This window comes from Anianabacter salinae, assembly GCF_019061145.1.
GTDB classification, from domain to species: domain Bacteria; phylum Pseudomonadota; class Alphaproteobacteria; order Rhodobacterales; family Rhodobacteraceae; genus Anianibacter; species Anianibacter salinarum.
In genome coordinates, this window is sequence record NZ_JAHQZS010000006.1 from 164,689 (window position 1) to 191,056 (window position 26,368).

A 26,368-nucleotide genomic window follows, 5' to 3' on the forward strand; every position below is an offset into this window, starting at 1 on the left:
CCTCCTAATCAGGCCGTCATGACCATTGCAGATTTCCTCAAGTCGCCGTTTCCGGCCCCCGTCACGCTTCCCGAGGAAGACATCGCCGGGCCGAAGAAATACTTCAACCGAGAGCTGAGCTGGCTCGGCTTCAACTGGCGCGTCCTCGAAGAGGCAGAGAACCCGCGCGTTCCGCTTCTGGAACGGGTGCGGTTCCTGTCGATCTCGGCCACCAACCTGGACGAATTCTACACCGTGCGCGTGGCAGGCCTGCGCGAGTTGGCGATGACCGGCAACACCTCGCCCGCGATGGACGGCATGACCCCGGCAGAGCAACTGACCCGGATCGGCACCGAGACACGGCTCTTGATGCGGCGCCAGCAGGAAGTGCTGGAAACGCTGCAGCGCGAGATGTCGGCGGCGGGCATCCAGTTCCTGACCCGCGACATGCTGAACGATGCCGACCGCAAGCATCTGGAACGCACCTTCCTGGAAGAGGTGTTCCCGGTGCTGTCGCCGCTGGCGATCGACCCCGCGCACCCGTTCCCGTTCATCCCCAACGGCGGGCTGTCGCTGGCGCTGCAACTGGAAAAGAATTCCGACAAGCGCCGCCTGCGGGCGCTGCTGCCGATTCCGCAGCAGATCGACCGTTTCGTGCGTCTGCCGGGCGATGACGGACAGGCGCGGTTCCTGCCGCTGGAAGAGCTGTTGCTCTTGCATCTTGGCAGCCTGTTCCCGGGCTACCGCGAGACCGGCAACTGCATCTTCCGCGTGCTGCGCGACAGCGACCTGGAAGTCGAGGAAGAAGCCGAAGACCTTGTGCGCGAGTTCGAGGTCGCGCTGAAACGCCGTCGCCGGGGCGAGGTGATCCGCCTCAAGCTGTCGGATTCCGCGCCCGCCGCGCTGCGCCGCGTCATCATGGACGAATTGCACGTCGGCAACGAAGAAGTCGTCGAACTGGGCGGACTGATCGGCATTGGCGACGTCAAGGAACTGGTGCTGGACGAGCGCCCGGATCTTCTGTGGCCGTCCTTCACGCCGCGCGTGCCCGAACGGGTGCAGGATTTCGACGGCGACATGTTTGCGGCCATCAAGGCCAAGGACATGCTGCTGCATCACCCCTACGAGACCTTCGACATGGTGGTGCGGTTCCTCAAGCAGGCCGCCGCTGATCCGGACGTTCTCGCGATCAAGAACACGCTCTACCGCACGTCCAAGAACTCGCCCATCGTCGAGGCGCTGTGCGAGGCCGCCGAAGAAGGCAAATCCGTCACCGCGCTGGTCGAGTTGAAGGCGCGGTTCGACGAGGCTGCGAACATTCGCCAGTCGCGCCGACTGGAGCGTGCCGGGGCGCATGTGGTCTACGGCTTCATCGACTGGAAGACCCACGCCAAGATCGCAACGGTCGTCCGGCGCGAGAACGGCAAGCTGGTGACCTATTCGCATTTCGGGACGGGCAACTACCACCCGATCACCGCCAAGATCTACACCGACCTGTCGCTGTTCACCTGCGACGAAGCGCTGGGGCGCGATGCGGCCAAGGTGTTCAACTACACCAGCGGCTACGCGATGCCGGAATCGCTTGAAAACATCTCGATCGCGCCGCATTCGCTGAAGACGACCCTGATCGAGCGCATCAACGCCGAGGCGGAACACGCGAAGGCCGGCAAGCCAGCCGAGATCTGGGCCAAGATGAATTCCCTGATCGAAAAGGACATCATCGACGCGCTCTATGCCGCGAGCCAGGCCGGGGTGAAGATCAGCCTCGTGATCCGCGGCATCTGCGGCTTGCGCCCCGGCATAAAGGGGCTGTCCGAGAATATCCGCGTCAAATCCATCGTCGGGCGCTTTCTGGAACACAGCCGGATCGTTTGCTTCGGCAATGGCCACGGCTTGCCGTCGAAACAGTGCCGCGTGTTCATCTCGTCCGCCGACTGGATGGACCGCAATCTCAATCGCCGGGTCGAGCATCTGGTCGAGACCAAGAACGACACGGTGAAGGCGCAGATCGTCAGCCAGATCATGGCGGCCAACATGGCGGACGAGGCGCAGACCTGGATCATGTATCCCGATGGCAGCTTCAAACGGCCCGAATGGGATGGCACGACGCCCCTGTTCAATTGCCACCGCTTCTTCATGGAGAACCCGTCGCTGTCGGGTCGGGGATCGGCCGGGGCAAGTGACGTTCCCGACCTGACCCATTCGAACGATTGACGTGCGCGGCGCGGTCCGTCAGGTTCGCGCCGCAGCGGAAGGGCATCGCGATGGATGGATCTGAAGGGGCACGAGGCCCGTTCGAAACGCCCCTGTTCCAGGACCCCGAAGCGCAGGCGCTGCGCCGGGTTGGGGTCGTGGACGTCGGTTCGAACTCGATTCGGATGGTGGTGTTTGACGGTGCCGCCCGCTCTCCGGCCTACTTCTACAACGAAAAGGTGATGGCGGGCCTGGGCGCCGGACTGCCCGAAACAGGGCGGCTGAACCCCGAGGGGCGCAAGCGCGCGCTCGCCGCGCTCCGGCGGTTTCAGTTGTTGTCCGAAGGCATGGGCGTCGCGCCGCTGACCGTCGTGGCGACCGCCGCCGTGCGCGAGGCCGAGGATGGCCCCGATTTCATCGAAGAGGTCGAGCGCGAGACGGGCCTCAAGCTTTTCGTGATCGACGGCGATGAAGAGGCACGGCTTTCGGCGCAGGGCGTTCTTCTGGGCTGGCCCGAGGCCAGCGGCGTCGTCTGCGACATCGGCGGCTCGTCGATGGAACTGGCGCGAATCGATTCGGGCCGGGTGGGCGAGCGCGTCACCTCACCGCTAGGCCCGCTGCGCCTGCAAGGGATCGAGGGCGGCAGAAAAGGTCGCCGCGCCCATATCCGCAAGATCGTCGATGATCTTGTAACCCGGATCGGTGCCCGGCCCAAACATCTGTATCTGGTCGGCGGCTCTTGGCGGGCCATTGCGCGGCTCGACATGGAACGGCGCGGCTATCCGCTGCAAGTGCTTCACGAATACGAGATGTCGCGCAAGGACGTCGCCGCGACGATCGACTGGATCGAGGACGCCCGGGTCGAGGACCTGCGCGCCGCCACCGGCATCGGCGAAGCGAGGATGGCGCTGGTTCCGCTGGCCTCCGAAGTGCTGGGCGAGGTCGTCCGGCGGCTCAAGCCCGCGACGATCTTCGTCTCGTCCTACGGCATCCGCGAGGGGCTGCTGTACGAGCAGATGCCCGACGCCCTGCGCGCCCGCGATCCGCTGATCGAAGCGGCCCGGTTCGCCGAACACAAGGATGCGCGCCAGCCCGGCTTTGGCCGGTCGTTGTTCAAGTTCATCTTTCCGCTGTTCCGGGCGATGCGCCCCGATCGCAAGCGGATCATCCGCGCCGCCTGCCTGCTGCACGATGTCAGCTGGCGGGCGCACCCCGACTACCGGCACGAGGCGTGTTTCGACAACGTCACCCGCGCGAACCTTGGCGGGCTTACCCATGAAGAACGTGTGTTCCTTGGCCTCGCGCTGCTGCACCGCTACAAGAACAGCCGCTCTGAAAGCCGTCTCTTGCCGATGCTAGGGCTGTTGACGGACGAAGCGATCCGGGATGCCGAGATCCTTGGCAAGGCGATGCGGTTCGGCGCGATGATCTATGCCGACGCGCCCGAGGAAATGGGCACGCTGGACTGGTTTCCGAAAAAGAAGGTCCTGCGCCTGAACCTGACGCGCAGGGCCGAAGGGCTGTTCGGCGAAGTGGCCGAGGCGCGCCTGAAATCGCTCGCCTCGGCGCTGAACGCCCAGACCGAGGTGCGCAGGCTGCGCTAAAGCTCGATCTCTCCGCCGTCTCCGACCTCGGGCTCCAGCGGCGTCTTGCGGCGAATGATGATGTCGCCGTTCGGCAACATCTCGGGCGGATGATAGGCGTTCAGGTCCTTCACCATGCCTTCAAGCTCGCGCAGCGCGGGTTCCATCTCGTCCATCAGACCGCGCAGCAACAGCCGCGTGCCTTCGGACAACAGGTCGAGTCCCTCGGACAGTTCCCCATCCGTGTCAGGCGCCGGATCGGCCTCTTGGGCAGGGACCGGAAGCGCCGCAAGCGACAGCACGAGAAGGGTCGGAACGATGCGTTTCATGGGACCAATATAGGGCACGCCGACCCGTCTGATAAGTCACAGTTCGATGTCGAGGGTGACCGGGAAATGATCCGACGCGGTCAGAAGGGCCTCGCGCAGCTCCGGCGTGGCCCAGCAGACCGGATCGTCGAAGGGATGCCAGATGCGCCAGTCTGGCGCGCGCGCCCGCAGGTCCGGCGATACCATGATGTAATCGAGCAGCGCCTGAAGATACCGCTTCTGGTCGCGCAGGTAGAACCGCGCCGTCGTCGGCTGGGCGCCGATCCGCTGCGCCAGCGCCTGCCGTGCGTGCGGATCATACAGCGGCGCCCCGTCTCCGTCGCCCAGCACGATCTCGACGCCGGATCGGCCGAACAGGCGCTCGTATTCGTCAAGTCCGGGGCCATCGTTGAAGTCGCCCAGAACGATCAGCGGCTCGCCCGCGCTGAGGTGAGTCTCGACCCGCTGGCGCAGCCAGATGCACTGTGCCAGTTGCTTGCGCCGGTTGGCGATCGAGATCGCCATCACGTCCTGCGGGGTCACCGCGCCGTGCGGCGCCTTGGATTTCGCGTGCACGCCGATCATGCGGAACGCCGTGCCCGAGGCAGCGGTGCAGGCCAGTTCCAGCGGCGGCTTGGAGAACACCACCGCCTCGGTGCTGGCGTCGATATCAAGGTCGATGCGAAACGCCCCGTCGAATCGCGGCGCATCGGTCGATCCATGCTTTCCGGTCGGCGCACCCTTGGGATCATGCACCGGCGTCAGCGCATCCGGGTCATAGAGCAGCGCGATTTCCTGCTGGGTGTCGTTGGCAAAACCGGTGATCGCGCGGCGGCAGCGCAACTCGAACCGGGCGGCAAAGCGTTCGAGGGCGCGCACGGTGCTGCGGCGACCGCTGGTGTCCGGCGCCTCGATCACCATCACCGCGTCGGCGTCCATCGCAGTGAACACGATGCCCAGAGCCGTCAGTTGATCCGCGCGCGTGACGTCGTAGCGCGCCGACCAGCCGCCATCTTCCAGAAGCTGATCGTCGCGGTCGAACAGTTCCGAGAACCATTCGACGTTGTAGGTGGCGATCCGCATCAGGGTGCCCGGCCGGCCGAGATCTCTTCCCAGGCGCTGTTGATCTGGACCAGCCGTTTCTCGGCCATCTTGATCGCCTCTTCGGGCAGCCCCCGCGCCATCAAGCCGTCAGGATGGGTTTCGCGCACCTCGCGGCGCCAGACTGCGCGGATGTCGTCCATCGGCATGTCGGGTGTCACGCCAAGCACCTCGTAGGGGTCGGGCGCGCAATCCTGCACAAAGCGGGCGCGCAGGCGGCGAAAGACGCGGTCCTCCAGCCCGAAAATGCGCGCGACCTCTTCCAGAAAGGCGTTTTCGCTGGCGTGATACTCGCCGTCGGCCAGCGCGATGTGGAACAGCCCCTCCATCAGGTCGCACAGCAGCTCCGGATGATCGCCGAACAGATCGCGGATGCGGCGGGCATAGACGTCGAACCCCGCCACATCGGTGCGGGCAAGGTTGAACACCCGCGCCGCCTGCGCCTCGTCGCGTGCCGAGATATGGAACACCTCGCGGAACGCGGCGACTTCGTTGCGGGTCACGAGGCCATCGGCCTTGGCCATCTTCGCCCCAAGCCCGATCACCGCGATGGTAAAGGCGACAGAACGGTCGGGGGACGCGGGCCGACGCTCGAACAGCGCGGACAGGCCCTCGCCCTTGGCAAGGGCCGAAATGGCGTCGGCGATGCGGGTCCAGATCGACATGGCGACCTGTTAGCGCGTCTCGCCCGCGATGTCAGCGACGAGTCGCTTCTGCATGAGGTGAAGATCGAGCCATTGCCCGAATTTCCAGCCGACTTCGGGCAATGTGGCAACATCCTTGAACCCGACCGCGGCGTGAAAGGCACGGCCTGACGGGTTGCCGGAACTGACGCCTGCGAAGATCGAATGCCCTCCGGCCGCGGCCGCGTGGCGCTCGACCGCATCCATCAGGGCACGCCCCACTCCGCGCCCCCGCCCCTGCGGCCCGATCAGGATCGAATGCTCGAAGGTGTGGGCATAGCCGATCCCTGCGCGGAACTGGCCGTAGGTGGCGAAGCCGACGATGGCGCCATCGGCTTCCGCCACAAAGAACCCGTGCCCCAGATCTGCCTTCACCGACAACAGTGACACGATCTCCTCTTCGGACTTCTCGGCAGAGTTGAAGGTGACAAGGCTGTCGCGGATGAACGGGTTCCAGATCGAGGCGATCGAACCTGCGTCTCCGGCGCGGGCGGCGCGGATCATCCCGTGATCTCGCGCCTGCCGTGGGGCGTGCCGATCTCGGCCCGGAAGGCGCGCGGACCTTGTGACACGGTGACCGCCACCGGCAGACCAAGCGGCGCCAGGGCTGCGCGCAGAGCTTCGGCTTCGGGGTGGATGACCTCCAGCGCGCGCAGACGGCAACCGCTGTCTTCCAGCCGGTCCGTCGGATGCGGCCCCTGCCATTCGATCAACGCCGGAAAGGCCGCATCGAACGGCAGCCGCCCGTCCTGCGGCACCGCCATAAGCCAGCGCAGATCGCCGCGCGTCACCGCCAGCGGTGCCCCCGCATCGACGTCGAGAGCGTCAAGCGACGCGACAAGATCATCGGTGCGCACGATCCAGTTGGTCAGCCTTGGCGTGCCGGTAAAGCGATCAAGGTCGAACCAGCGCGGATGATCCGGTCCCGGCGCGTCCGGGTCGATGGCGATGATCTCGAGATAGGTCGGCCCCATCCCCAGAAGACGGTTGTGCGTGCCCATGACCGGATGGCGCCCGCCGGGTCCAAGCGCCACGCCAAGCGCGTCCTCGACCTGCGACACGCCTTCGGCCAGCGTCGTGGCCGAGATGGCGATGTGATCGAGTTCGGCCTGCATGACCCCTGCGTCTCCCCCGTGCTCCGTCTATGACTGTTGCATCACCCCGCAGGCGAACGCCAGCCCGGCTTGATGGTCAGGCCGCCGCACCCGCCTTTGCGGCGCGGATCAGCGCCAGCACATCCTCGGCCGCCTTGGGGATGTTCGTGCCGGGTCCGAAGATCGCCTTGACCCCCGCCTGCTTCAGGAACTCGTAGTCCTGCTGCGGGATCACGCCGCCGCAAATCACGATGATGTCCTCTGCCCCCTGCGCCTTGAGCGCCTGCACCAGTTTAGGTGCCAACGTCTTGTGCCCCGCCGCCTGGCTGGAGATGCCGACGACATGCACATCGTTGTCGATGGCGTCCTGCGCGGCCTCTTCGGGGGTCTGGAACAGCGGGCCGACATCGACGTCAAAGCCGATGTCCGCAAAGGCCGTGGCGATCACCTTGGCGCCCCGGTCGTGCCCGTCCTGGCCCATCTTGACGACCAGCATGCGCGGGCGGCGGCCTTCGTCCTCGGCAAAGGCCTCGACCGAACGCTGAATCGCGGCAAAGCCTTCGTCGCCCTCGTAGGCAGCGCCGTAGACCCCTGCCAGCGTCTTGACCTCAGCCCTGTGGCGGCCGAACGCGTCTTCCATAGCCATCGAGATCTCTCCCACCGTTGCGCGGGCGCGGGCGGCCTCGACCGCCAGCGCCAGAAGGTTGCCCTTGCCCGACGTCGCCCCCTCGCCAAGCGCTGCCAGCGCCGCGTCGCATGCAGCCTGATCGCGGTTGGCGCGGATGCGCTCTAGCGCCTTGACCTGACCGTCGCGCACCTTGGCGTTGTCGATGTCGAGGATGTCGATGTCCTCGTATTCGTCCAGCCGCCATTTGTTGACGCCGACGATCACCTCTTCGCCCCGGTCGATGCGGGCCTGACGCTGGGCGGCGGCCTCTTCGATGCGCAGCTTGGGCATGCCGCTGGCAACGGCCTTGGTCATGCCGCCCATTTCGTCGACTTCCTCGATCAGCTGCCACGCCGCGTCTGCCAGATCGGCGGTCAGCTTCTCGACGTAGTAGGAGCCTGCAAGCGGATCGACGACGTTGGTCACACCGGTTTCGTTCTGAAGGATCAGCTGGGTGTTCCGGGCGATCCGCGACGAGAAATCCGTCGGCAAGCCGATCGCCTCATCGAAGGAATTGGTGTGCAGTGACTGGGTGCCGCCCAAGACCGCGCTCATCGCCTCGTAGGCGGTGCGCACGATGTTGTTGTAGGGGTCCTGTTCGGCAAGGCTTACACCCGACGTCTGGCAATGGGTGCGCAGCATGAGGGACGACGGCTTTTTCGCGCCGAACTCGGTCATGATCCGGTGCCAGAGCAGGCGCGCAGCGCGCAACTTGGCGGCTTCCATGAAGAAATTCATGCCGATGGCAAAGAAGAACGACAGCCGCCCCGCAAAGGCGTCCACGTCCATACCGCGCCCGACAGCGGCCTTCACGTATTCCTTGCCGTCGGCCAGCGTGAACGCAAGCTCCTGCACCAGGTTCGCGCCCGCCTCTTGCATGTGGTAGCCGGAGATCGAGATCGAGTTGAAGCGCGGCATCTCATTCGAGGTGTATTCGATGATGTCCGCCACGATCCGCATCGAAGGCTCGGGCGGATAGATGTAGGTGTTGCGGACCATGAACTCCTTGAGGATGTCGTTCTGGATGGTGCCCGAAAGCTGCGCGCGGTCGACGCCCTGTTCCTCGCCCGCGACGATGAAGGACGCGAGCACGGGGATCACCGCCCCGTTCATCGTCATCGACACGGAAATGTCGCCCAGCGGGATGTCGTCGAACAGGATCTTCATGTCCTCGACACTGTCGATGGCGACGCCCGCCTTGCCGACATCGCCGTCGACGCGCGGATGATCGCTGTCATAGCCCCGGTGCGTCGCCAGATCGAAGGCGACCGACACGCCTTGCTGTCCGCCCGCAAGCGCGCGGCGATAGAAGGCGTTGGATTCCTCGGCGGTCGAAAACCCGGCGTATTGCCGGATCGTCCACGGGCGCCCGGCATACATGGTCGAGCGCGGCCCGCGCACGAACGGACCCTCGCCCGGCAGCGACCCAAGATGGCCCAGTTCTGCAACGTCTTCGGGGGTGTAGACCGGCTTGACCGCGATGCCTTCGGGGGTGTTCCAGACCAGATCATCGGCCGTCCGGCCCTTCAGTTCCTTGTCGGCGCGCGCGCGCCAGGCGTCCATGTCACTCATCTCGGTCTCCTTGTGCGATCGGGCCGGTCGCGCCATTGTGCAGGCGCAGACACTTTGTCCCTGTCGTATTGCGCGAAACACCGCCTATATGCTTGTCGGCAGGAGGCAGCATGAAATCGTTTCTTATTCTTGGCTTCACGGTGTTCTTTGCCACCGTGGCGGCCGCGCAGGGCGCAGAAGTGGCAGAAGATCCCGACGCGTGGAACATCGGCCCGTTCGAGGCTGGCGAGATCGACCTTGATGATTTCAAGTGGATCGCCCGCCCGGTGGTCGTATTCGCCGACACGCCCGCAGACCCGCGGTTCCGCGAGCAGTTGCAGTATCTGGCCGAACGCCCCGAGGCGTTGGTCGACCGCGATGTCGTCATCCTGACCGACACCGATCCAGAGGCCCAATCGGCGCTGCGCACACGGCTGCGCCCGCGCGGGTTCTCGCTCGTGGTGCTGGCCAAGGACGGCACGGTCAACCTGCGCAAGCCGTTTCCGTGGAATGTCCGCGAACTGAGCCGCGCCATCGACAAGATGCCCCTGCGCCAGGAAGAGATGCGCGACGCAAACCGTCCGGGGGGGTAACGCCGATTGAAGCCTTGCATGCAAAACGCTATATGAATGACTGAGTTCAGGAGGTTTGAACGATGGCCAACGAGTCCCCGCGTCAGCCGATCAACGGTCGCAACGGCCCGCGTCCCGGATATTGACCGCCTAGACATCATGTCCCGCGCTTTCGCTTGTCGTGGGCATCAATTCGCTTCAACGCATCGTTTCCGAATTCAATCAGGTTGATCTTGATGCCGATGTAGTCACGATAGAGCGCCGCACGGCGTTCTCGCGTCATCGAAGAGTACCCTTCTCCCCGCATGTCATTTATCATCGCGTCCATCGCGGACACTTGGCTGTAGTATTTCACAACCGGGTCTATGCTGGCCCTTGGCAAGATATGAAGATCCGACACAACGGCCTTAAAAATGGTGTCGTTCTTCTCATGAGGGATGAACGGGACAAAGCCCTCATCAAGTTCCATGGAAGCTAGCACAGTCTCTGCATGCTCACGTAGGTCATCGGGCGATCCCAGGTTGTCCAGATTGTGCATGATTTCGGCATAGAGGGCGCGATGATAGTCACGCAATCTTTCGGAACGGCCAATCTGTTGGCTGATCTCTCGCAAGAGGAAGCCGGCAAACCAGCCTCCCGCCACTACTAGTCCTGCCAGTCCTGCCTGTTGCACCGGGATTTGCGTCCAGTCAAATGGTCCGAACAGAACGGCCATCACCATCATGGCAGCGATCACGCATCCGACCAGCCATAAGAGCCCGTAGCGCGTCATTTCCTCACTCGAACTCCATGATGACCTCGTCCACGGCAAGGCTGTCGCCCGCCGCGGCGTTCACCTTCGACACCACGCACTTGCGTTCGGCGCGAAGGATGTTCTCCATCTTCATCGCCTCGACGGTGCAAAGTGGTTGTCCCTCCTGCACCTCGTCGCCGACCTCGACGTTGATCTTCACCACCAGACCCGGCATCGGGCACAGCAGCATCCTTGACGTGTCGGGCGCCACTTTCTCGGGCATCAGGCGGGCAAGCTCGGCCTGGCGCGGGGTGCGGACATGCACCTTGAGGTCAGCGCCGCGCGTGCGCAGGCGGAACCCGCCGGAAATCTTGCCGACCTTCAGCACCAGCGGCGCACCACCAACGTCCAGCACCGCAAGCTGATCGCCGGGGGTCCAGGCCGCTTCGACCCGCAGCGGCGCGCCATCCTCGAAATGCACGGTTGATCCGCCCTGATCGGCCTCGACCCGGACGACAAAATCGGCCCCTTGCAAGGTCACGACCCAGTCGTCGCCCACATGCCGTTCGTGGTTGTCCATCCGGCCCGAGATACGGGTGCGCCGGATCTCGGCCACCCGGTTCATCGCGGCGGCGGCGGCGGCGATGCGGCGCAGCGCGTCGCCCGGCAGCGCCACGCCGTTGAACCCGTCCGGATATTCCTCGGCGATGAAGGCGGTGGTGATATCCCCCGACACGAATTTCGGGTGATCCATCACGGCGGACAGGAACGGCAGGTTGTGGCCGATGCCTTCCACCTCGAACCGGTCAAGCGCCAGCCGCATCCCTTCGATGGCCGCGCCCCGGTCAGCGCCCCAGGTGCACAGTTTGGCGATCATCGGGTCGTAATACATGCTGATCTCGCCGCCCTCGTAGACGCCGGTATCGTTGCGGGTGGCGCTGTCGCCTGACGGCGCGTCCTGCCCGGAGGGTTGCGGCAACCATTTGCCAGCGGTCTGCATCGGCCCAGCCGCAACCTCGGCAGGCGGGCGGTAGCGCGTCAGCCGTCCGATCGACGGCAGGAAGCCGCGATACGGGTCTTCGGCATAGAGCCGCGATTCCATTGCCCATCCCGTCAGCGTGACATCATCCTGCGTCATGGGCAGCGTTTCGCCACTGGCGACGCGGATCATCTGTTCGACCAGATCGACGCCGGTGATCAGTTCCGTCACCGGGTGTTCGACCTGAAGCCGGGTGTTCATTTCGAGGAAGTAGAAGTTGCGGTCACCGTCGACGATGAACTCGACCGTTCCGGCGCTGGAATAGCCGACTGCCTTGGCCAGCGCGACCGACTGCTCGCCCATCGCGCGGCGGGTTTCGGCATCGAGGAACGGCGACGGCGCCTCTTCGATGACCTTCTGGTTCCGGCGCTGGATCGAGCATTCCCGCTCGCCCAGATAGATGCAGTTGCCGTGGTTGTCGGCCAGCACCTGGATTTCGATATGGCGCGGCTGGGTGACGAATTTCTCGATGAAGATGCGGTCGTCGCCAAAGCTGTTGGCCGCCTCGTTCTTGGACGACTGGAACCCTTCGCGCGCCTCGTCGTCGTCCCAAGCGATGCGCATGCCCTTGCCGCCGCCACCCGCAGACGCCTTAATCATCACAGGATAGCCGATCTCGGTGGCGATCTTGACCGCCTCGTCGGCGTCCGCGATCAGGCCCATGTGGCCGGGCACGGTGGACACGCCCGCCTCCTGCGCCAGCTTTTTCGAGGTGATCTTGTCGCCCATCGCCTCGATCGCCCCGACCGGCGGGCCGATGAAGGCAACGCCTGCGGCCTCCAGCGCCTGCGCGAATTTCGGGTTCTCGGACAGGAAACCGTAGCCCGGGTGCACCGCCTCGGCGCCGGTGTCGCGGATCGCCTGCATCACCTTGTCGATGACGATATAGGACTGGTTTGCGGGCGCGGGACCGATGTGCACCGCCTCGTCCGCCATGGCGACGTGCAGCGCGTTTCGGTCCGCGTCGGAATAGATCGCGACAGTGGCGATCCCCATCTTCTTGGCCGTCTTGATGACGCGGCAGGCGATTTCGCCCCGGTTGGCGATCAGGATCTTCTTGAACACGTCAGGTCCCTTCCGTCAGGCGGGATGCGCGCGGGGCGCCCCCGGTTGTCTTGTCGTTCAAACACGAAAAACCCGTCCGGGCGGGGGCCCGGACGGGTTGGATTGCGCGTGCCGCAAAAAGCGGCTGCGTCAGACGATCAGTTGCAGCGCGAGGGGTAGGTTTGGCAGTACGCCACGTTGCCTGCTGCGCCGACGGCTGCGCCGGTGAGCGCGTTGCCGCCCGTGACCGCAGCGACGCCTGCGCCGGCACCCGCGCCAAGAAGGCCTTGCTGGCCAAGGTTCTCACCGCAGGCCGAAAGAGTGAAAGCGGCACCAAGCGCCGCGACAAGTGCGAATGTCTTAGCCATATCTGGTCTTCCCTGTATGTCTCTGTGGGCGCTAAACGCCGCGTGTGCGTTCCCGGTTCCATTCTGTCCTGAAACAGAAAATTCGGTCTGGCCCCAAGGGAGCCAGACCAGTCTGAAGGGGATTGGGAACTTGTTCTGCATTGTTCGGCAGGGGGATTGCTGTTGGGGTCTGCCTGCGTAGAAGCATTGCCGCAACATGCCGTTTCCGAAAGCATCACAATCGCGTGCCCCGCGCCATGCGCCGGAATTTGCCGAAATCGGGATGCGACGCGCGGGATCATGCCGACCAATCCTCGTCGAACGCTTCGGGAAAGCTGCGGGAGATCACATCCATGTCAAGCCGCAGAAGCGCATCGTAGGACGCCGGGTCGAACGGTTCTTCTGCCGGGACCACCTCGCGGCCGAACACCCAGCTCAGGCGGCCCGCGTCAAGATTGCCCCGTTCGAACGGCTCTTCACCGAAATGCTGGACCAGCGCCCATATGAACCCCGAGTCCGCGCGCTTGTCGGCGTGCTTGCGATCGGCATGCCGTTCAAGCCGCTTGAGCGGAGTCACGCCCTTGGGATTGGCGCGGCGAACTGTGAACTGGAAATCGGTGCCGGGAAGACGGCCGGGAAAGCCGCGATGCTTTATCATGCGCCTGTCCTCCGCACCGGCGGGACAGGGCAGTCCGGGACGGGCGCGAACGCCCGTCCCGAGAGGTACTTACTTGTACTTGCCGGTGTAGACGGGCTCCATCGAGATGGGCTCGGGCTCGACGTACACGACTTCTTCTTCCTGCTGGGCGCATGCGGCGATGAAGCCGACGAGGCCGAGAGCGAGGACCAGTTTGATGCCATTCGACATTTTAGTCTCCTATCGAATTCAGGGCGGCCACGCGTTCCTTCTGGTTCGCGGTGCCCCCCCAACAAGGTACAGGTCACTGTCCGGTAACCTTCCCGGACACTATCTGATCCGCTTGGCATTGGGAATTCAAGCAATTCGATCACGCGATTTTGTGGCGGCGCTGCATCAATCGGACACGAAAGCGCATGGGCGGCGTCAAAATATTGGGGTTGCATCAGAATCCTTCCCAGATGCAGTCGCCGTTTTCGGGGCGATAGGCCTCGAAAAACTGAGTAACAGAAGGGTCCGCGACCCCGAACTCGATCGGACGGTCGGCAAGCGTGATCACGATCTGCGACGGCTGCGGCCCGACACTCGACAGGCGGGGAAGCGCGTATTCGCGGCACAGATGATCGAGATCGGCGGCCGCCATCGCGAAATCAACCGCGCCGACGTCCTTGCCGATGCCGGGCGCCACGAATCGGAACCGGTAGGTCAGGCCCGACGGTCCGCGTTCATCCGTCACGACATCAAGGAACGTCACCGCCTGGCCCGAGGGCACCGGGATCGGCGCATCGACGGCCTGCGCCCCGACTGGCGGTGCCGCGATCAGCAGGAAGGGAAGCGCGGTAAGCCTAGGCATCGTGCCTCCGGGCATGGGCGATCCAGCGCGCGCGGTGCGGCGCCGAAGCCAGAAGGTCGGCGATGTCCTGCTCGATGCGTCCCTTGGGAAAGGAGCGCGACGCGATCCCGCCCCCTGCCTCGACGGTCAGGGCGGTGGACGTGCGCGACACCCGCACCACGGGCGCGAAACCGCGCACAGCCCTGAGACGGCGCCACAGGTCCTGGCGCACTTGTTGGGCCAGCAAATAGGCTGACACTGGCGGGAACACCGACGCGGCGACCACGTCGAGGCGCGGCGCAAGGCTGCGCGACAGCGTCAGAACGCCCCCCTCGTCATGGATATGCCAGCCGTGACGCGCCATGCGCTGCCCCCTCAAAGCGGAATGTTGTCGTGCTTCTTCCACGGGTTCTGCAGCTTCTTGCCCCGCAGCGAGGCAAAGGCGCGGCAGACCCTGCGGCGCGTCGACCGTGGCTGGATCACCTCGTCGATAAAGCCGCGTTCGGCTGCGACGAAGGGGTTGGCAAAGCGGTCCTCGTAGTCCTTCGTCCGCCCGGCGATCTTTTCCGGGTCGCCCAGTTCCGAGCGATACAGGATCTCGGTCGCGCCCTTTGCCCCCATCACCGCGATCTCGGCGGTCGGCCAGGCATAGTTGAAATCGCCGCGCAGGTGTTTGGACGCCATCACGTCATAAGCGCCGCCGTAAGCCTTGCGGGTGATGACCGTGACCTTGGGAACCGTCGCCTCGCCATAGGCGAACAGCAGCTTGGCGCCGTGCTTGATGACGCCGCCCAGTTCCTGCCCCGTCCCCGGCAGAAAGCCCGGCACGTCCACGAAGGTCAGGATCGGGATTTCGAAGGCATCGCAGAACCGCACGAAACGCGCGGCCTTGCGGCTGCTGTCGATGTCGAGGCACCCCGCCAGGACCATCGGCTGGTTCGCCACCACGCCGACGCTGCGGCCTTCGAGGCGGATGAACCCGGTGATGATGTTCTTCGCGAAATCCTCCTGGATCTCGTAGAAATCGCCCTCGTCCGCGACCTTCAGGATCAACTCCTTCATGTCATAGGGCGTGTTGGCGTTCTCGGGGATCAGGGTGTCGAGGCTGGTGTCGATCCGGTCCGGCGCGTCGAAGAACGGGCGCACCGGCACTTTGGCCTGGTTGTTCAGCGGCAGGAAATCGACAAGGCGGCGCACTTCGGCCAGCGCTTCGACGTCGTTCTCGAACGCGCCATCGGCGACCGACGACTTGCGGGTATGCGTGGACGCTCCGCCCAGTTCCTCGGCGGTGACGACCTCGTTCGTGACGGTCTTCACCACGTCTGGGCCGGTCACGAACATGTAGGAACTGTCCCTCACCATGAAGATGAAGTCGGTCATTGCGGGCGAATACACCGCGCCGCCCGCGCAGGGGCCCATGATGACGCTGATTTGCGGGACCACGCCCGACGCCATGATGTTGCGCTGAAACACTTCGGCATAGCCTGCCAAAGACGCCACGCCTTCCTGGATGCGCGCGCCGCCCGAATCGTTGATGCCGATCACGGGCGCGCCGTTCTGCATCGCCATGTCCATGATCTTGCAGATCTTCTGGGCGTGGGTTTCCGACAGCGATCCGCCGAAGACGGTGAAATCCTGGCTGAAGACATAGACCATACGGCCGTTGATCGTGCCCCAGCCGGTCACGACGCCGTCGCCGTAGGGGCGCTGGTCTTCCATGCCGAAATCGGTGCAGCGGTGCGCGACGAAGGTGTCGAACTCTTCGAAACTGCCCTCGTCCAGCAACAGGTCGATCCGCTCGCGCGCGGTCAGCTTGCCCTTGGCATGCTGCGCTTCGATGCGTTTCTCACCGCCACCAAGCCGGGCCGAGGCGCGACGGTTTTCAAGTTCCTGAAGAATGTCCTTCATCGGGCAGTCCCCTCCTCCGGTTTCGGCGCAAACTAGGGCCCGGACGGCTTATGAGAAAGCCCAATTCGGCAAATTTGCAAATCATTGGCAAGGCGCTGTCAGAATATCGCAAATCTGCAAACATCTGTGCGGAAGGGGCGGGCCGCACTGTGCATCCCGGCAATGGACAGCGATAGCGGTGCGGTCTAACTATTGGCAATGACAACAATGCCCGATGTCCGTTTCAACCGGACGACGCCCCCGCATATCATCACGCTGATCCTGCTGACCGGCGTGTCGGCGATGTCGATGAACATCTTTCTGCCGTCGCTTCCCGCGATGACGACGTATTTCGACACCGAGTACCGGCTGATGCAGCTGTCCGTGGCGATCTACCTCGCCATGAACGCCGTGTTGCAGATCTTTCTCGGCCCGCTCGCCGACCGATTCGGCCGCCGCCCGGTGCTGCTTGCATCTTGCGTGGTGTTCACTCTGGCAAGCATCGGCTGCGTCTATGCCCCGACGATCGAGATTTTCCTGGTCTTCCGCATGTTTCAGGCGGTGATCGTGGCGGGCATGGTGCTGGGCCGCGCGGTCGTGCGCGACATGTATCCGCAGGATCAGGCCGCCTCGATGATCGGGTATGTCACGATGGGCATGGCGATCGTTCCGATGATCTCGCCCGCGCTTGGCGGCTTGCTGGACGAGGCATTCGGCTGGCAGGCGAACTTCTGGGCGCTGGCGCTTGCGGGCGCGGCGGTCCTTGCGCTGACGTGGATCGATCTGGGCGAGACCGGCACGGCGACCGGCGTGTCGCTGCGCGATCAGGTCCGGCAGTATCCTGAACTGCTGACCTCGCATCGCTTCTGGGGCTATTGCGCCGCCGCCGCGTTCTCGTCGGGTGCGTTCTTTGCCTATGTGGGCGGCGCCCCGTTCGTCGGCTCCGTGGTCTTTGGCCTCGACCCGTCGACCCTGGGCCTTCTGTTCGGTGCGCCCGCGGTGGGCTACCTGTTCGGCAACTGGATTTCGGGGCGGTATTCGGTGCGCTTCGGGATCAACAAGATGATCCTGTGGGGCAGCGCGATTGCGCTTCTGGGTCCGGTCCTGTCGCTGATCAGTTTTGCCACCATCGGCGGCTCTGCCTATTCGTTCTTCGGCTTCATGATGTTCGTCGGTTTCGGCAACGGCATGGTCCTGCCGAACGCCACGTCCGGGCAACTGTCTGTCCGCCCCCACCTTGCGGGCACGGCGAGCGGGCTGGGCGGCGCACTGATGATCGGCGGAGGCGCGGCGCAGTCGGCGCTGGCCGGAACGCTGCTGACCCCCGGTTCGGGCGCATGGCCGCTGTTGTGGATGATGCTTCTGACCGGAACGCTGGCGGTCGCTTCGATCCTCTACACCATGCGGCGCGAGCGGATCGTGACCGGCGGCTGATTTGCAAAACTCTTGCCGGGTTCGGCAAATCTGCTAATCCGCCGCAATGGCGACTCAGAAACTCTATGCCGGGGTCAAGCTGCGGGATCTTCGGACGGGCCTTGGCCTGACGCAAAAGGCGTTCGCGGAACGTCTTGGCGTGTCCCTGCCCTACCTGAACCAGATGGAGAACAACCACCGCCCGGTGTCGACCGGCGTGGTTCTGGGCATGGCGCAGGAGTTCGGCTTTGACGTGACCGAGCTGACGGCGGGAGATGCCGAACGCATCGTCAGCGACATGCGCGAGGCGCTGGCCGACCCGGTGTTCGGAGACGCGACTCCCCCCGTCGCCGACCTGCGGCTGGCCGCTTCGAACGCCCCGGCGCTTGCGCGCGCCTTCCTCGATCTGCACCGCGCCTATCGCCAGACCCATGAACGCCTGGCCTCGCTGGACGAGGCGCTGGGGAGGTCCGACAGCGCGGTCCGTGCAAGCCCGTGGGAAGAGGTGCGCGATTTCTTCCATTACTGCGACAACTACATCGACGCGGTGGACCGCGCCGCCGAACGCTTTGCAGGCAAGACCGACCCCAGGACCGCGGCCATGGCGACGCTGTCGAACATGGGGATCGAGGTTGCGCTGGCCGAAGACGCGCCGCTGCGGTTGTTCGACGCCAAGGCCCGCCGCCTTACGCTGTCTTCGCGCGCAAGCGCGGCGACGCAGCGGTTCCAGATCCTGCATCAAGTCGCGCTGCTGACCCAGAACGACCTGCTGGACGCGACGCTGGACTACGCTCGGTTTCAGTCGGACGAGGCGCGCGCCATCGCCAAGATCGGGCTGGCGAACTACTTTGCTGGGGCCGCGCTACTGCCCTACCGCGCCTTCCTCGAGGCTGCGGACGACACGCGGCACGATCTGGAACGACTGGCCGACCGCTTTGGCGCGTCCATCGAGCAGGTGGCACACCGGCTGTCCACGCTGCAGCGGCCCGGCGCCAAGGGCATCCCGTTCTTCTTTGTCCGGGTGGATCAGGCGGGCACGATCACCAAGCGGCACTCGGCGACACGGCTGCAATTCGCCCGCTTCGGCGGCGCCTGCCCCTTGTGGAACGTGCATCAGGCGTTCGAGACGCCGGGCCGGTTCCTGCGCCAGCTTGCCGAGACGCCGGACGGGGTGCGGTATCTGTGCCTTGCGCTGGACGTGTCGAAGTCAGGCGGCAGCTTTCACGCGCCAGTGCGGCGGTATGCCATCGGTCTGGGCTGCGAGGTGCAGCATGCCTCGCGGCTGGTCTATGCCGATGATCTGGACCTGACCAACCGCGCCGCGTTCGAGCCGATCGGGATCTCCTGCCGGATCTGCGAGCGCCCGAATTGCCATCAACGATCAGTACCGCCACTGGAACGGCGCCTGTCGGTTGATCCCGACGAACGCGGCGTCCTGCCGTACCGGGTCGAGTAAAGGTCTCAGCGCAGAGCGCCCGGCGGCAGCCGTGAGCCGCCGATCCGCGCAGACCCCTCCACAGGCTCCTGCGCCACGATGTCGGGTGTCGGCGGGACAACCGGGTCCGGCATCGGGGGCGTGACCGGAGAGACACCTGCCGCCGCGATGCGGAAGGTGTAGGTCAGCGCGGTCGGTCCGGTGTCGATCTCTTCGAAATCGACGGTCTCGTATCCGCGACGCTCGCACTCGGTGTCGCCCACGATGGTGAACGCCTCGGTATCGACGCAGAAGCTGTAGTCGCCTTCGATCACGCCGTCGTCCGACGTGGCGCGGTAATAATAATACCGCTGCTGCAAATCCCCCGCGAGCGGGATGCTGCATTCCCCCGGAGCGATGATCCACCACCCTTCGGAGGTCCAGTCATCCGCGCCCTGATACCCGATGGCGACGGTCTGCGTCGCCGCCGTATCGTTGCAGATTTCCAGGTTGGCGTGTGCCGCCCCGGCTGCAGTCATCGCGGCAAGGGCGATCCCCATGCGTGCAAGACAGGTCATAGCGATCCCCATGCGTTGCCTTCGGACAAAAGCTACAACGCAATCCGCATCCGCGCTACGGATTCTTCCGGGTTCAGTATTTCGTCGCGTTGGAGGGCGGCGTCAGTGCGCGCCGCTTCAGCCGAATCTCGCGCCAGGTGATGAAGATCACCGATCCCAGGATCACCATCCCGCCGAGGATGACGAAGGGGTCAACCGCCTCGCCGAAGGCCACGGCGCCCAGCATGGTGGCCCAGAGCAGTTGCAGGAACTGCACCGGCTGCGTCACGGTCACGGGCGCGGCGCGGAACGCCAGCGTCATCGTGTAATGGCCCGATGTCGCAAGCGCCGCGACAAGGGCCAGCCATGCCGTCTCGGTCAGCGTGGGCCCAACCCAGTTCGCCAGCGCAAAGGGTGCCAGCACGATGGTCACGCTGATCGACAGGAACCCGACGACGACCGAAGGCGGATACCTGTCCGCAAGGAACTTGGCCGTCAGGTAGGACGTGCCGAACAGCACCGCGTTGGCCAGCATCGCCAGATGCCCCGGCTCGATCGCGCGCAGGCCGGGGCGCAGGATGATCATGGCGCCGATGAACGCGGCGCAGATGGCGAAGATGCGGCGCGCGGCCAGCGTTTCGCCCAGGAACAGCGCCGCGCCCAGGGTGACGAAGATCGGGCTGAGATAGCCCATGGCGGTGACCTCGGCGATCGGAATGTCGGTCATCGCGAAGAACCAGAAGATCACGCCGATCCCGTGCGCCGCGCCGCGCAGGCCGAACAGCCGCAGATCGCGGACCGAGGGGCGTGCGGCCCGCATCGCGCCCAGCATCGGCGCAAGGAACACCAGCCCAAGCGCATAGCGCAGAAAGGCGGATTCGGCGGGCGGGATGCGGTCGCCGACATGCTTGACGATGGCCGTCACGCCGACGAACAGCGCCCCGGTGACAAGCATCCACAGGATACCTGCAAGCGGACGGGATCGGTCTGGCGCAGTGACGACGGGCATGGCTCTTACAGATACGCCGCCGCCGGAAACGTCAATGCCGCTGCCTTATCCGCCGAGGATCAAGCCAGCCGCGATGGCCCACATCGTCACGCCGACGATGCCTTCCAGAACGCGCCAGGCGACGGGCCGAGCGAACAGCGGTCGCAACAGCGATGCGCCGAACCCCAGCGCAAAGAAGAAGGCGAAGGACGCCGTCACCGCACCCGCGCCGAACCACAGCCGCGCGCCGTCGAACTGCGCGGAGACCGACCCCAGAAGGACCACGGTGTCGAGGTAGACGTGCGGGTTCAGCCAGGTGAGGGCAAGGCAGGTCGTCAGGGCCGAGGCCAGCGACCGGCCCGCGCCCTCGGCGGGCTGCAGGGCCTCGGCGCTGCCGAACGCCGCGCGGAATGACAGCGCGCCATAGACCAGAAGAAACGCCGCGCCGCCCCAGCGCATCACGGGGGCCAGCCCCGGCAGGACCGCCTCGATCGCCGCGAAACCGCCGACACCGACGGCGATCAGCACGGCGTCGCTGATTGCGCAGGCCAGCACGACCGCAAGCACATGCTCGCCCCGCAGCCCCTGACGCAAGACAAAGGCATTCTGCGCGCCGATTGCCAGAATCAGCGACAGCCCAAGAGCGAAACCCGAGACGGCAGCCATCATGGCGTGCTGCTAGCCGCCTTTCCGGGCAGGCTCAAGCCGGGCGTTCCCGAAAGCCCGCTAGGCCCTTTCCGCCGTGACGCAAAGATAGGCCCCCGTCTTGCGGTGCGGTGCAGGCTGGACAAACCCGAGCGAGATCAGCGTTTTCAGCGTGCGGTGAAAACTGGCGGGCGGAATGCCATCGCACAGCGGATGCGATTTGATCGCATCCGAGCGCACGACTTCACCCTGATCTGCCGAGAGCGCATGCATGGCATACAGCACGTCCCGTTCCACCGGCCTGAGCTCGCACAAGCCCAGCTCACGTTCCATTTCCTGCAGCATTGAGCGCAATTTTGCGACGTTTTTCAGTCTCTTCATGATAACAACAAGTCCCCCGACCCCGTAACAATCGAAAATCAGCCTTTCGATGTAAAGAGATATCGAGACCGATTGGTTCAAAAAGACCCGAAAATACAACTTTTGGCAGTATGAATTCTTGCATTGGCCGATAAAACGGCGAATTGCGCGCCCTGCAGGTCAGCCTTTTGCCGCGTTGCACGCCGCCGCCAATCCTGCCCTCACGCTTGCAGATGCCCCTACGTAATCTCTTGCGTCTACAATGTCTTGCGTCACCTTTGTGCGGCTGCAATGCATTGCCGTCTGCGCGCGTGCGAGAACGATTCTGTACCGGAGGGCTTCTTGCCAACCAGCGACGGGTTTGCATTGCGACCAGCGATGTAAGGAAGTGACCTGTTCATGACTGCGCCTGATGCCCTCGCCGCGCGCGAACTCTACGATGTCCTCAAGACCGCCGACGGCGTGCTCGACGCGCTGGAAAGACTTACGGTGCCTCGGCAGGGCGTGCTGATCGAGCAGGGAAGCGATGCAGACGCTCTCTACCTTGTCGAGACCGGCCGGTTCGAGGTTCGGCGCAACGACATCGTGCTGGCCGAGATCGGCCCCGGCGAGACCGCCGGCGAGATCGGCCTGTTCACCGGCGGGCCGCGCACCGCGAGCGTGATCGCCGCCCGTGACAGCACGGTGCTGAAGCTGTCGGCGCAGGAATACCGCGCCGCATGCGCCGAGAACCCGGACTTCGCGCAGGCCGTCGCGCGGGTGCTTGCCCAGCGCCTGACCGAGACCAGCGCGCGGGTGCGGCAGTCGCCGTCCGCACCGAAATCCCGCAGCGTGACGATCCTGCCCGCGGGCGGTGCAGGCTTGCCCGGCGGTCTGCTCGCCTCTCTCGTGACAGCTCTCGCACAAGGTGCCGGTGCGCGCGCGGTATTCCGGTCAGATCTCGTGCCGGAAGGTGCCTCTGCGGTCGATGCCGATGCGGCGGCAGAGTGGATGCATGCGCAAGAGGCATCGGGGCAAGCCATCATCTATGTCGCCGATGCGGACGATGACGACTGGACGCGCCTTGCCCTTCGGCAATCGGACCAGGTGCTGATCGTCGGCATGGCGGGTGATCCGCCCGAGATGTCCGAAACCGAACGCTTCGCCTTCGACATCTTCGCGCAGGATCACCGCAGGCTGGCGCTGATCCATCCCGAACACCGCGACTGGGTCACGGGCACCGAGCATTGGCTCGACAGCCGCCCGGTGTTCATGCACCACCACATCGCTGAGGGCGATCAGCGCGACATCGACAGGCTGGGCCGGTTCCTGACCGGGCGCGCGCTTGGCTTTGTCGCCTCGGGCGGCGGGGCTTTCGGCGCGCTGCACACGGGCATCTACCAGGCGTTGCGCGACAGGGGCCTGTCCTTCGACATCTTCGGCGGCACCAGCGTCGGAAGCGCGATGACAGCGGCTTTCGCCATGGGTCTGGACGGGCACGAGATCGACGCGCGCACCGGCGACATCTTTGTCACCAACGCCGCGATGGGAAAGCTGACCGTGCCGCGCTACTCGCTGCTCGACCACACGGTGTTCGATGCACAGATCCGCAAGCACTACACCGCGAACCTGATCGAGAACCTGTGGTATCCGTTCTTTGCCGTCGCCACCGACCTGTCCGAGAACACCGCCCACATCATCCGGCGCGGTCCCCTGTGGGAGGCGGTGCGCGCCTCGTCCGCCATCCCCGGGGTGCTGCCGCCGTTCTATACGTCCGATGGCCGGATGCTGGCGGATGGCGGGTCGATGGACAACATGCCCTACCGCCAGATGCATGCGCTCAAGTCCGGGCCGAACGTGGTGGTCAGCTTTCCCAAGCCGGGCCGTCAGCGGTTCCAGGTGGATTACAAGGCGCTGCCGGGCCGTTGGTCGTTGCTGCGCAAGCTGATCTGGCCCTTCGGCAAACGCCCGCCACGCGCGCCGGGGATCGTTCCCGTCGTGATGCGCTCGATCCTCGTGCGGCAGGCGTCGGAACCGCTGGATCTGGCGCCCGGCGATTGGCACATTCAGGCGTCTGCGCCGTCTGGCACCGGCTTTCTTGACTGGCGCAAGCACAATGCGCTGTTCAAGGCCGGGTTCGGCATCGTCGAGGACCAGGTGGCGGACAGAGGCGCGGATGATGCCCGCGCCGCGATCCTGCGGATGGCCCGCTAGGCGGCGTCAGCCGTCCTTGCGAATGGTGGCGTTCTGCGGGTCATAGGGGCTGTCCTCGACCACCTCGACGTCCCACAATTCGCGGAACATGCGCACCTTGAGCCGGGTGCCGACCTCGGCCAGATCAGGCCGGACATAGGCCATGCCGATGGACTTGCCGAAGGCCACCGAATAGCCGCCCGAGGTCAGCCGCCCGATCTTCACGCCGTCCAGAAGCAGCGCCTCGCGGCCCCAGGGGTCAGCGTCGGCAGGCCCGTCGATCAGCACGGTGACGCATTTGGCGCGTATGCCGGTCGCTTCCATCGCCGCCTTGCCGTGGAAGTCTTTGGACAGGTCCACGAAACGGTCGAGCCCCGCCTCCAGCGGCGTTGCGTCGCGGCCAAGCTCGGTGCCGAAGGCGCGATAGGATTTCTCCTGCCGCAGCCAGTTCTGCGCCCGTCCGCCGACCAGCTTCAGCCCGTGCGGCGCGCCCGCCTCCATCAGCCTGTCCCACAGGTGGTTCTGCATCTCGATGGGATGGTGAAGCTCCCAGCCAAGCTCGCCCGTATAGGCGACGCGCAGGGCGCGCACCGGCACCATGCCCAGCTCGATATTGCGCCAGGACAGCCACGGGAACTGCTTGTTCGACAGCGCCGTCTCGGGAGCCGCGTCGCGGACCAGCGCATTCAGCACGTCGCGCGACTTTGGCCCTGCCAGCGCAAAGACGCCCCATTGCGTCGTGACGTCATGGCACTCGATCCAGCCGAAGTCGCCGCGCTTGTCCTCGATCGCCTTCGTCAGGAAATCGCTGTCGTAGGCCGTCCAGGCGCCTGCGGATACCAGGTAGTATTCGTCCTCTGCAAGGCGGACGATGGTGTATTCGGTGCGCACCGTTCCTGCCGATGTCAGCGCGTAGGTCAGGTTGATCCGCCCCGTCTTGGGCAACTTGTTGCAGGTGAACCAGTCAAGGAAGGCCGTCGCGCCCGGCCCGCGGACCAGATGCTTGGTAAAGGCCGTCGCGTCGATCAGACCGACGCCCTCGCGGATCGCGCGTGCCTCGGCGTCGGCGTATTGCCACCAGTCGCCGCGCCGGAACGACCGCGTGCCGTGGTCGAAGCCCTCGGGCGCATGGGCCGGGCCGTAGTAGTTGGGCCGCTCCCATCCATTCACTGATCCGAACTGCGCGCCTGCCGCTTTCTGACGGTCATAGGCGGGCGAGATCCGCAACGGGCGGCATGCCTCACGCTCCTCATCGGGGTGGTGAAGGATGTAGACGTGTTCATATGCCTCTTCGTTCTTGCGGGCGGCGTATTCGGTCGTGACCCAGCTGCCGTAGCGCTTGGGGTCAAGGCTGGCCATGTCGATCTCGGCCTCGCCCTCCACCATCAGCTGCGCAAGGTAATACCCGGTGCCGCCCGCTGCCGTGATGCCGAAGGAAAAGCCCTCGGCCAGCCACATGTTGCGCAGGCCCGGCGCCGGGCCGACCAGCGGGTTGCCGTCGGGCGTATAGCAGATCGGGCCGTTGTAATCGTCCTTGAGACCGACGGTTTCCGAAGACGGAATCCGGTGGATCATCGACATGTATTCCTCCTCGATCCGGTCCAGATCGAGCGGGAACAAGTCGGCGCGGAACGACTCCGGCACGTCATACAGGAACCGCGCAGGCGCATTGCGCTCGTATGGGCCAAGGATCCAGCCGCCGCGTTCCTCGCGCACATACCATTTCGCGTCTGCATCGCGCAGGACGGGATGCTCGGGGTTGGTCTTGCGCCACTCGACCAGCGCGGGGTCGGGTTCGGTCACGATATACTGGTGCTCGACCGGGATCGCCGGGATCTTGAGGCCCAGCAGCCGCGCGGTACGCTGCGCGTGGTTGCCGGTGGCGGTGACGACATGCTCGGCGGTGACGATCACCTGTTCCTCGGACGGAACAAGATTGCCGCCCTTTTCCACCATCTTGGTGCAGGTGACGCGCCAGTCCGACCCGGTCCACTCATAGCCGTCAACCTGCCAGCGCCGCTCGATCGCCACACCGCGTTGCCGCGCGCCCTTGGCCATGGCCTGTGTGACATCCGCCGGGTTGATGTAGCCATCCGTCGGGTGAAAGATCGCGCCCTTGAGGTCTTCGGTGCGCACCAGCGGATAGCGGTCCTTGACCTGCGCCGGGGTCAGCCATTCGAACGGGATGCCCACGCTTTCCGCCGTCGAGGCGTAGAGCATGTATTCATCCATCCGCGCGTCGGTCTGCGCCATCCGCAAATTGCCGACGACGTAGAATCCCGCGTCCAGCCCGGTTTCCTCTTCCAGCGTCTTGTAGAACTTGACGCTGTAATCGTGGATATGGCTGGTCGCGTAACCCATGTTGAACAGCGGCAACAAGCCAGCGGCATGCCAGGTCGACCCGCTGGTCAGCTCGTCGCGCTCCAGCAGCATCACGTCGGACCACCCGGCGCGGGCAAGGTGATAGGCGATCGACGTGCCGACGGCACCGCCGCCGACGACAAGGGCTTTGACATGGGTCTTCATGGCGCGCGGACTCCGGCGTGTGGCGTTTCGCGCTTGATCGCAG

25 protein-coding genes are annotated in these 26,368 nt (G+C 65.0%); 6 read left to right on the top strand and 19 right to left on the bottom strand.

Translation table 11 applies throughout. The features are described from left to right. The first annotated feature begins 18 nt into the window (after window positions 1-18). Both KTJ87_RS16155 and KTJ87_RS16160 read left to right on the top strand, forming a co-directional pair. Window positions 19-2,193: an RNA degradosome polyphosphate kinase gene (locus KTJ87_RS16155; RefSeq protein WP_267140180.1), complete on the top strand. Its 2,175-nt coding sequence runs from the start codon at window positions 19-21 to the stop codon at window positions 2,191-2,193. Window positions 2,194-2,243: 50 nt separating this feature from the next. Next, entirely contained in the window at window positions 2,244-3,776 is a 1,533-nt protein-coding gene (locus KTJ87_RS16160; protein ID WP_267140181.1) for a Ppx/GppA family phosphatase, read from the top strand. Here the strand turns inward: KTJ87_RS16160 and KTJ87_RS16165 are convergent. From KTJ87_RS16165 to scpA, 6 genes are all read right to left on the bottom strand, one after another. Then, window positions 3,773-4,084, bottom strand: coding sequence for a hypothetical protein (locus KTJ87_RS16165; RefSeq protein ID WP_267140182.1), 312 nt, complete (start codon window positions 4,082-4,084; stop codon window positions 3,773-3,775). The genes KTJ87_RS16160 and KTJ87_RS16165 overlap by 4 nt on opposite strands. Before the next feature lie 36 nt (window positions 4,085-4,120). Beyond that, complete coding sequence (locus KTJ87_RS16170) at window positions 4,121-5,146, bottom strand: endonuclease/exonuclease/phosphatase family protein (RefSeq protein WP_267140183.1); 1,026 nt, start codon at window positions 5,144-5,146, stop codon at window positions 4,121-4,123. After that, entirely contained in the window at window positions 5,146-5,829 is a 684-nt protein-coding gene (locus tag KTJ87_RS16175; protein ID WP_267140184.1) for a molecular chaperone DjiA, read from the bottom strand. Before KTJ87_RS16175 ends, KTJ87_RS16170 begins: the two co-directional genes overlap by 1 nt. 9 nt (window positions 5,830-5,838) lie before the next feature. After that, window positions 5,839-6,351: a GNAT family N-acetyltransferase gene (locus KTJ87_RS16180; protein WP_267140185.1), complete on the bottom strand. Its 513-nt coding sequence runs from the start codon at window positions 6,349-6,351 to the stop codon at window positions 5,839-5,841. Continuing rightward, entirely contained in the window at window positions 6,348-6,962 is a 615-nt protein-coding gene (locus tag KTJ87_RS16185) for a VOC family protein (RefSeq protein WP_267140186.1), read from the bottom strand. The genes KTJ87_RS16180 and KTJ87_RS16185 overlap by 4 nt, the downstream gene beginning before the upstream one ends. 76 nt (window positions 6,963-7,038) lie before the next feature. Continuing rightward, window positions 7,039-9,180, bottom strand: coding sequence for a methylmalonyl-CoA mutase (gene scpA / locus KTJ87_RS16190; RefSeq protein ID WP_267140187.1), 2,142 nt, complete (start codon window positions 9,178-9,180; stop codon window positions 7,039-7,041). Window positions 9,181-9,290: 110 nt separating this feature from the next. On the opposite strand from scpA, the gene KTJ87_RS16195 reads away from it, so the two are divergent. After that, a complete protein-coding gene (locus KTJ87_RS16195) occupies window positions 9,291-9,752 on the top strand; it encodes a DUF4174 domain-containing protein (RefSeq protein ID WP_267140188.1) in 462 nt (153 codons plus the stop codon). 136 nt (window positions 9,753-9,888) lie between these two features. On the opposite strand, the gene KTJ87_RS16200 is transcribed toward KTJ87_RS16195, so the two are convergent. The 8 genes from KTJ87_RS16200 to KTJ87_RS16235 form a co-directional block, all read right to left on the bottom strand. Further along, entirely contained in the window at window positions 9,889-10,503 is a 615-nt protein-coding gene (locus tag KTJ87_RS16200) for a hypothetical protein (RefSeq protein WP_267140189.1), read from the bottom strand. A 4-nt stretch (window positions 10,504-10,507) separates the two neighbouring features. Next, window positions 10,508-12,568, bottom strand: coding sequence for an acetyl-CoA carboxylase biotin carboxylase subunit (locus KTJ87_RS16205; RefSeq protein WP_267140190.1), 2,061 nt, complete (start codon window positions 12,566-12,568; stop codon window positions 10,508-10,510). Window positions 12,569-12,705: 137 nt separating this feature from the next. Beyond that, window positions 12,706-12,915, bottom strand: a complete 210-nt coding sequence (locus KTJ87_RS16210; RefSeq protein ID WP_267140191.1) for a hypothetical protein — start codon at window positions 12,913-12,915, stop codon at window positions 12,706-12,708. 277 nt (window positions 12,916-13,192) lie between these two features. Further along, window positions 13,193-13,552 carry a hypothetical protein gene (locus KTJ87_RS16215; protein ID WP_267140192.1) on the bottom strand — a complete coding sequence of 120 codons (360 nt, stop codon included), beginning with the start codon at window positions 13,550-13,552 and terminating at the stop codon, window positions 13,193-13,195. 69 nt (window positions 13,553-13,621) lie between these two features. Beyond that, window positions 13,622-13,762: a hypothetical protein gene (locus KTJ87_RS16220; protein WP_267140193.1), complete on the bottom strand. Its 141-nt coding sequence runs from the start codon at window positions 13,760-13,762 to the stop codon at window positions 13,622-13,624. A gap of 214 nt (window positions 13,763-13,976) precedes the next feature. Continuing rightward, window positions 13,977-14,384 carry a DUF6497 family protein gene (locus tag KTJ87_RS16225; RefSeq protein WP_267140194.1) on the bottom strand — a complete coding sequence of 136 codons (408 nt, stop codon included), beginning with the start codon at window positions 14,382-14,384 and terminating at the stop codon, window positions 13,977-13,979. After that, window positions 14,377-14,727 (bottom strand): hypothetical protein, encoded by a 351-nt coding sequence (locus KTJ87_RS16230; RefSeq protein WP_267140195.1) that lies wholly within the window; start codon window positions 14,725-14,727, stop codon window positions 14,377-14,379. Before KTJ87_RS16230 ends, KTJ87_RS16225 begins: the two co-directional genes overlap by 8 nt. Before the next feature lie 11 nt (window positions 14,728-14,738). Further along, window positions 14,739-16,271 (bottom strand): acyl-CoA carboxylase subunit beta, encoded by a 1,533-nt coding sequence (locus KTJ87_RS16235; protein ID WP_267140196.1) that lies wholly within the window; start codon window positions 16,269-16,271, stop codon window positions 14,739-14,741. 198 nt (window positions 16,272-16,469) lie between these two features. On the opposite strand from KTJ87_RS16235, the gene KTJ87_RS16240 reads away from it, so the two are divergent. Both KTJ87_RS16240 and KTJ87_RS16245 read left to right on the top strand, forming a co-directional pair. After that, on the top strand, window positions 16,470-17,684 hold the full coding sequence (locus KTJ87_RS16240) for a multidrug effflux MFS transporter (protein ID WP_267140197.1): 1,215 nt from the start codon (window positions 16,470-16,472) through the stop codon (window positions 17,682-17,684). 46 nt (window positions 17,685-17,730) lie between these two features. Further along, window positions 17,731-19,119: a helix-turn-helix domain-containing protein gene (locus KTJ87_RS16245; RefSeq protein WP_267140198.1), complete on the top strand. Its 1,389-nt coding sequence runs from the start codon at window positions 17,731-17,733 to the stop codon at window positions 19,117-19,119. A 5-nt stretch (window positions 19,120-19,124) separates the two neighbouring features. Here KTJ87_RS16245 and KTJ87_RS16250 read toward each other — a convergent pair whose 3' ends face one another. The 4 genes from KTJ87_RS16250 to KTJ87_RS16265 form a co-directional block, all read right to left on the bottom strand. After that, window positions 19,125-19,655: a DUF1036 domain-containing protein gene (locus KTJ87_RS16250; protein WP_267140199.1), complete on the bottom strand. Its 531-nt coding sequence runs from the start codon at window positions 19,653-19,655 to the stop codon at window positions 19,125-19,127. 73 nt (window positions 19,656-19,728) lie between these two features. Then, window positions 19,729-20,643 carry a DMT family transporter gene (locus tag KTJ87_RS16255; RefSeq protein WP_267140200.1) on the bottom strand — a complete coding sequence of 305 codons (915 nt, stop codon included), beginning with the start codon at window positions 20,641-20,643 and terminating at the stop codon, window positions 19,729-19,731. Window positions 20,644-20,688: 45 nt separating this feature from the next. Then, entirely contained in the window at window positions 20,689-21,291 is a 603-nt protein-coding gene (locus KTJ87_RS16260; protein ID WP_267140201.1) for a LysE/ArgO family amino acid transporter, read from the bottom strand. A 57-nt stretch (window positions 21,292-21,348) separates the two neighbouring features. Then, entirely contained in the window at window positions 21,349-21,648 is a 300-nt protein-coding gene (locus KTJ87_RS16265; RefSeq protein ID WP_267140202.1) for a hypothetical protein, read from the bottom strand. Between the two features lie 378 nt (window positions 21,649-22,026). Here KTJ87_RS16265 and KTJ87_RS16270 point away from each other — a divergent pair, with 378 nt between their 5' ends. Then, window positions 22,027-23,820 carry a patatin-like phospholipase family protein gene (locus KTJ87_RS16270; protein WP_267140203.1) on the top strand — a complete coding sequence of 598 codons (1,794 nt, stop codon included), beginning with the start codon at window positions 22,027-22,029 and terminating at the stop codon, window positions 23,818-23,820. A 6-nt stretch (window positions 23,821-23,826) separates the two neighbouring features. On the opposite strand, the gene KTJ87_RS16275 is transcribed toward KTJ87_RS16270, so the two are convergent. After that, window positions 23,827-26,325, bottom strand: coding sequence for a GcvT family protein (locus KTJ87_RS16275; protein ID WP_267140204.1), 2,499 nt, complete (start codon window positions 26,323-26,325; stop codon window positions 23,827-23,829). Window positions 26,326-26,368 lie beyond the last annotated feature (43 nt).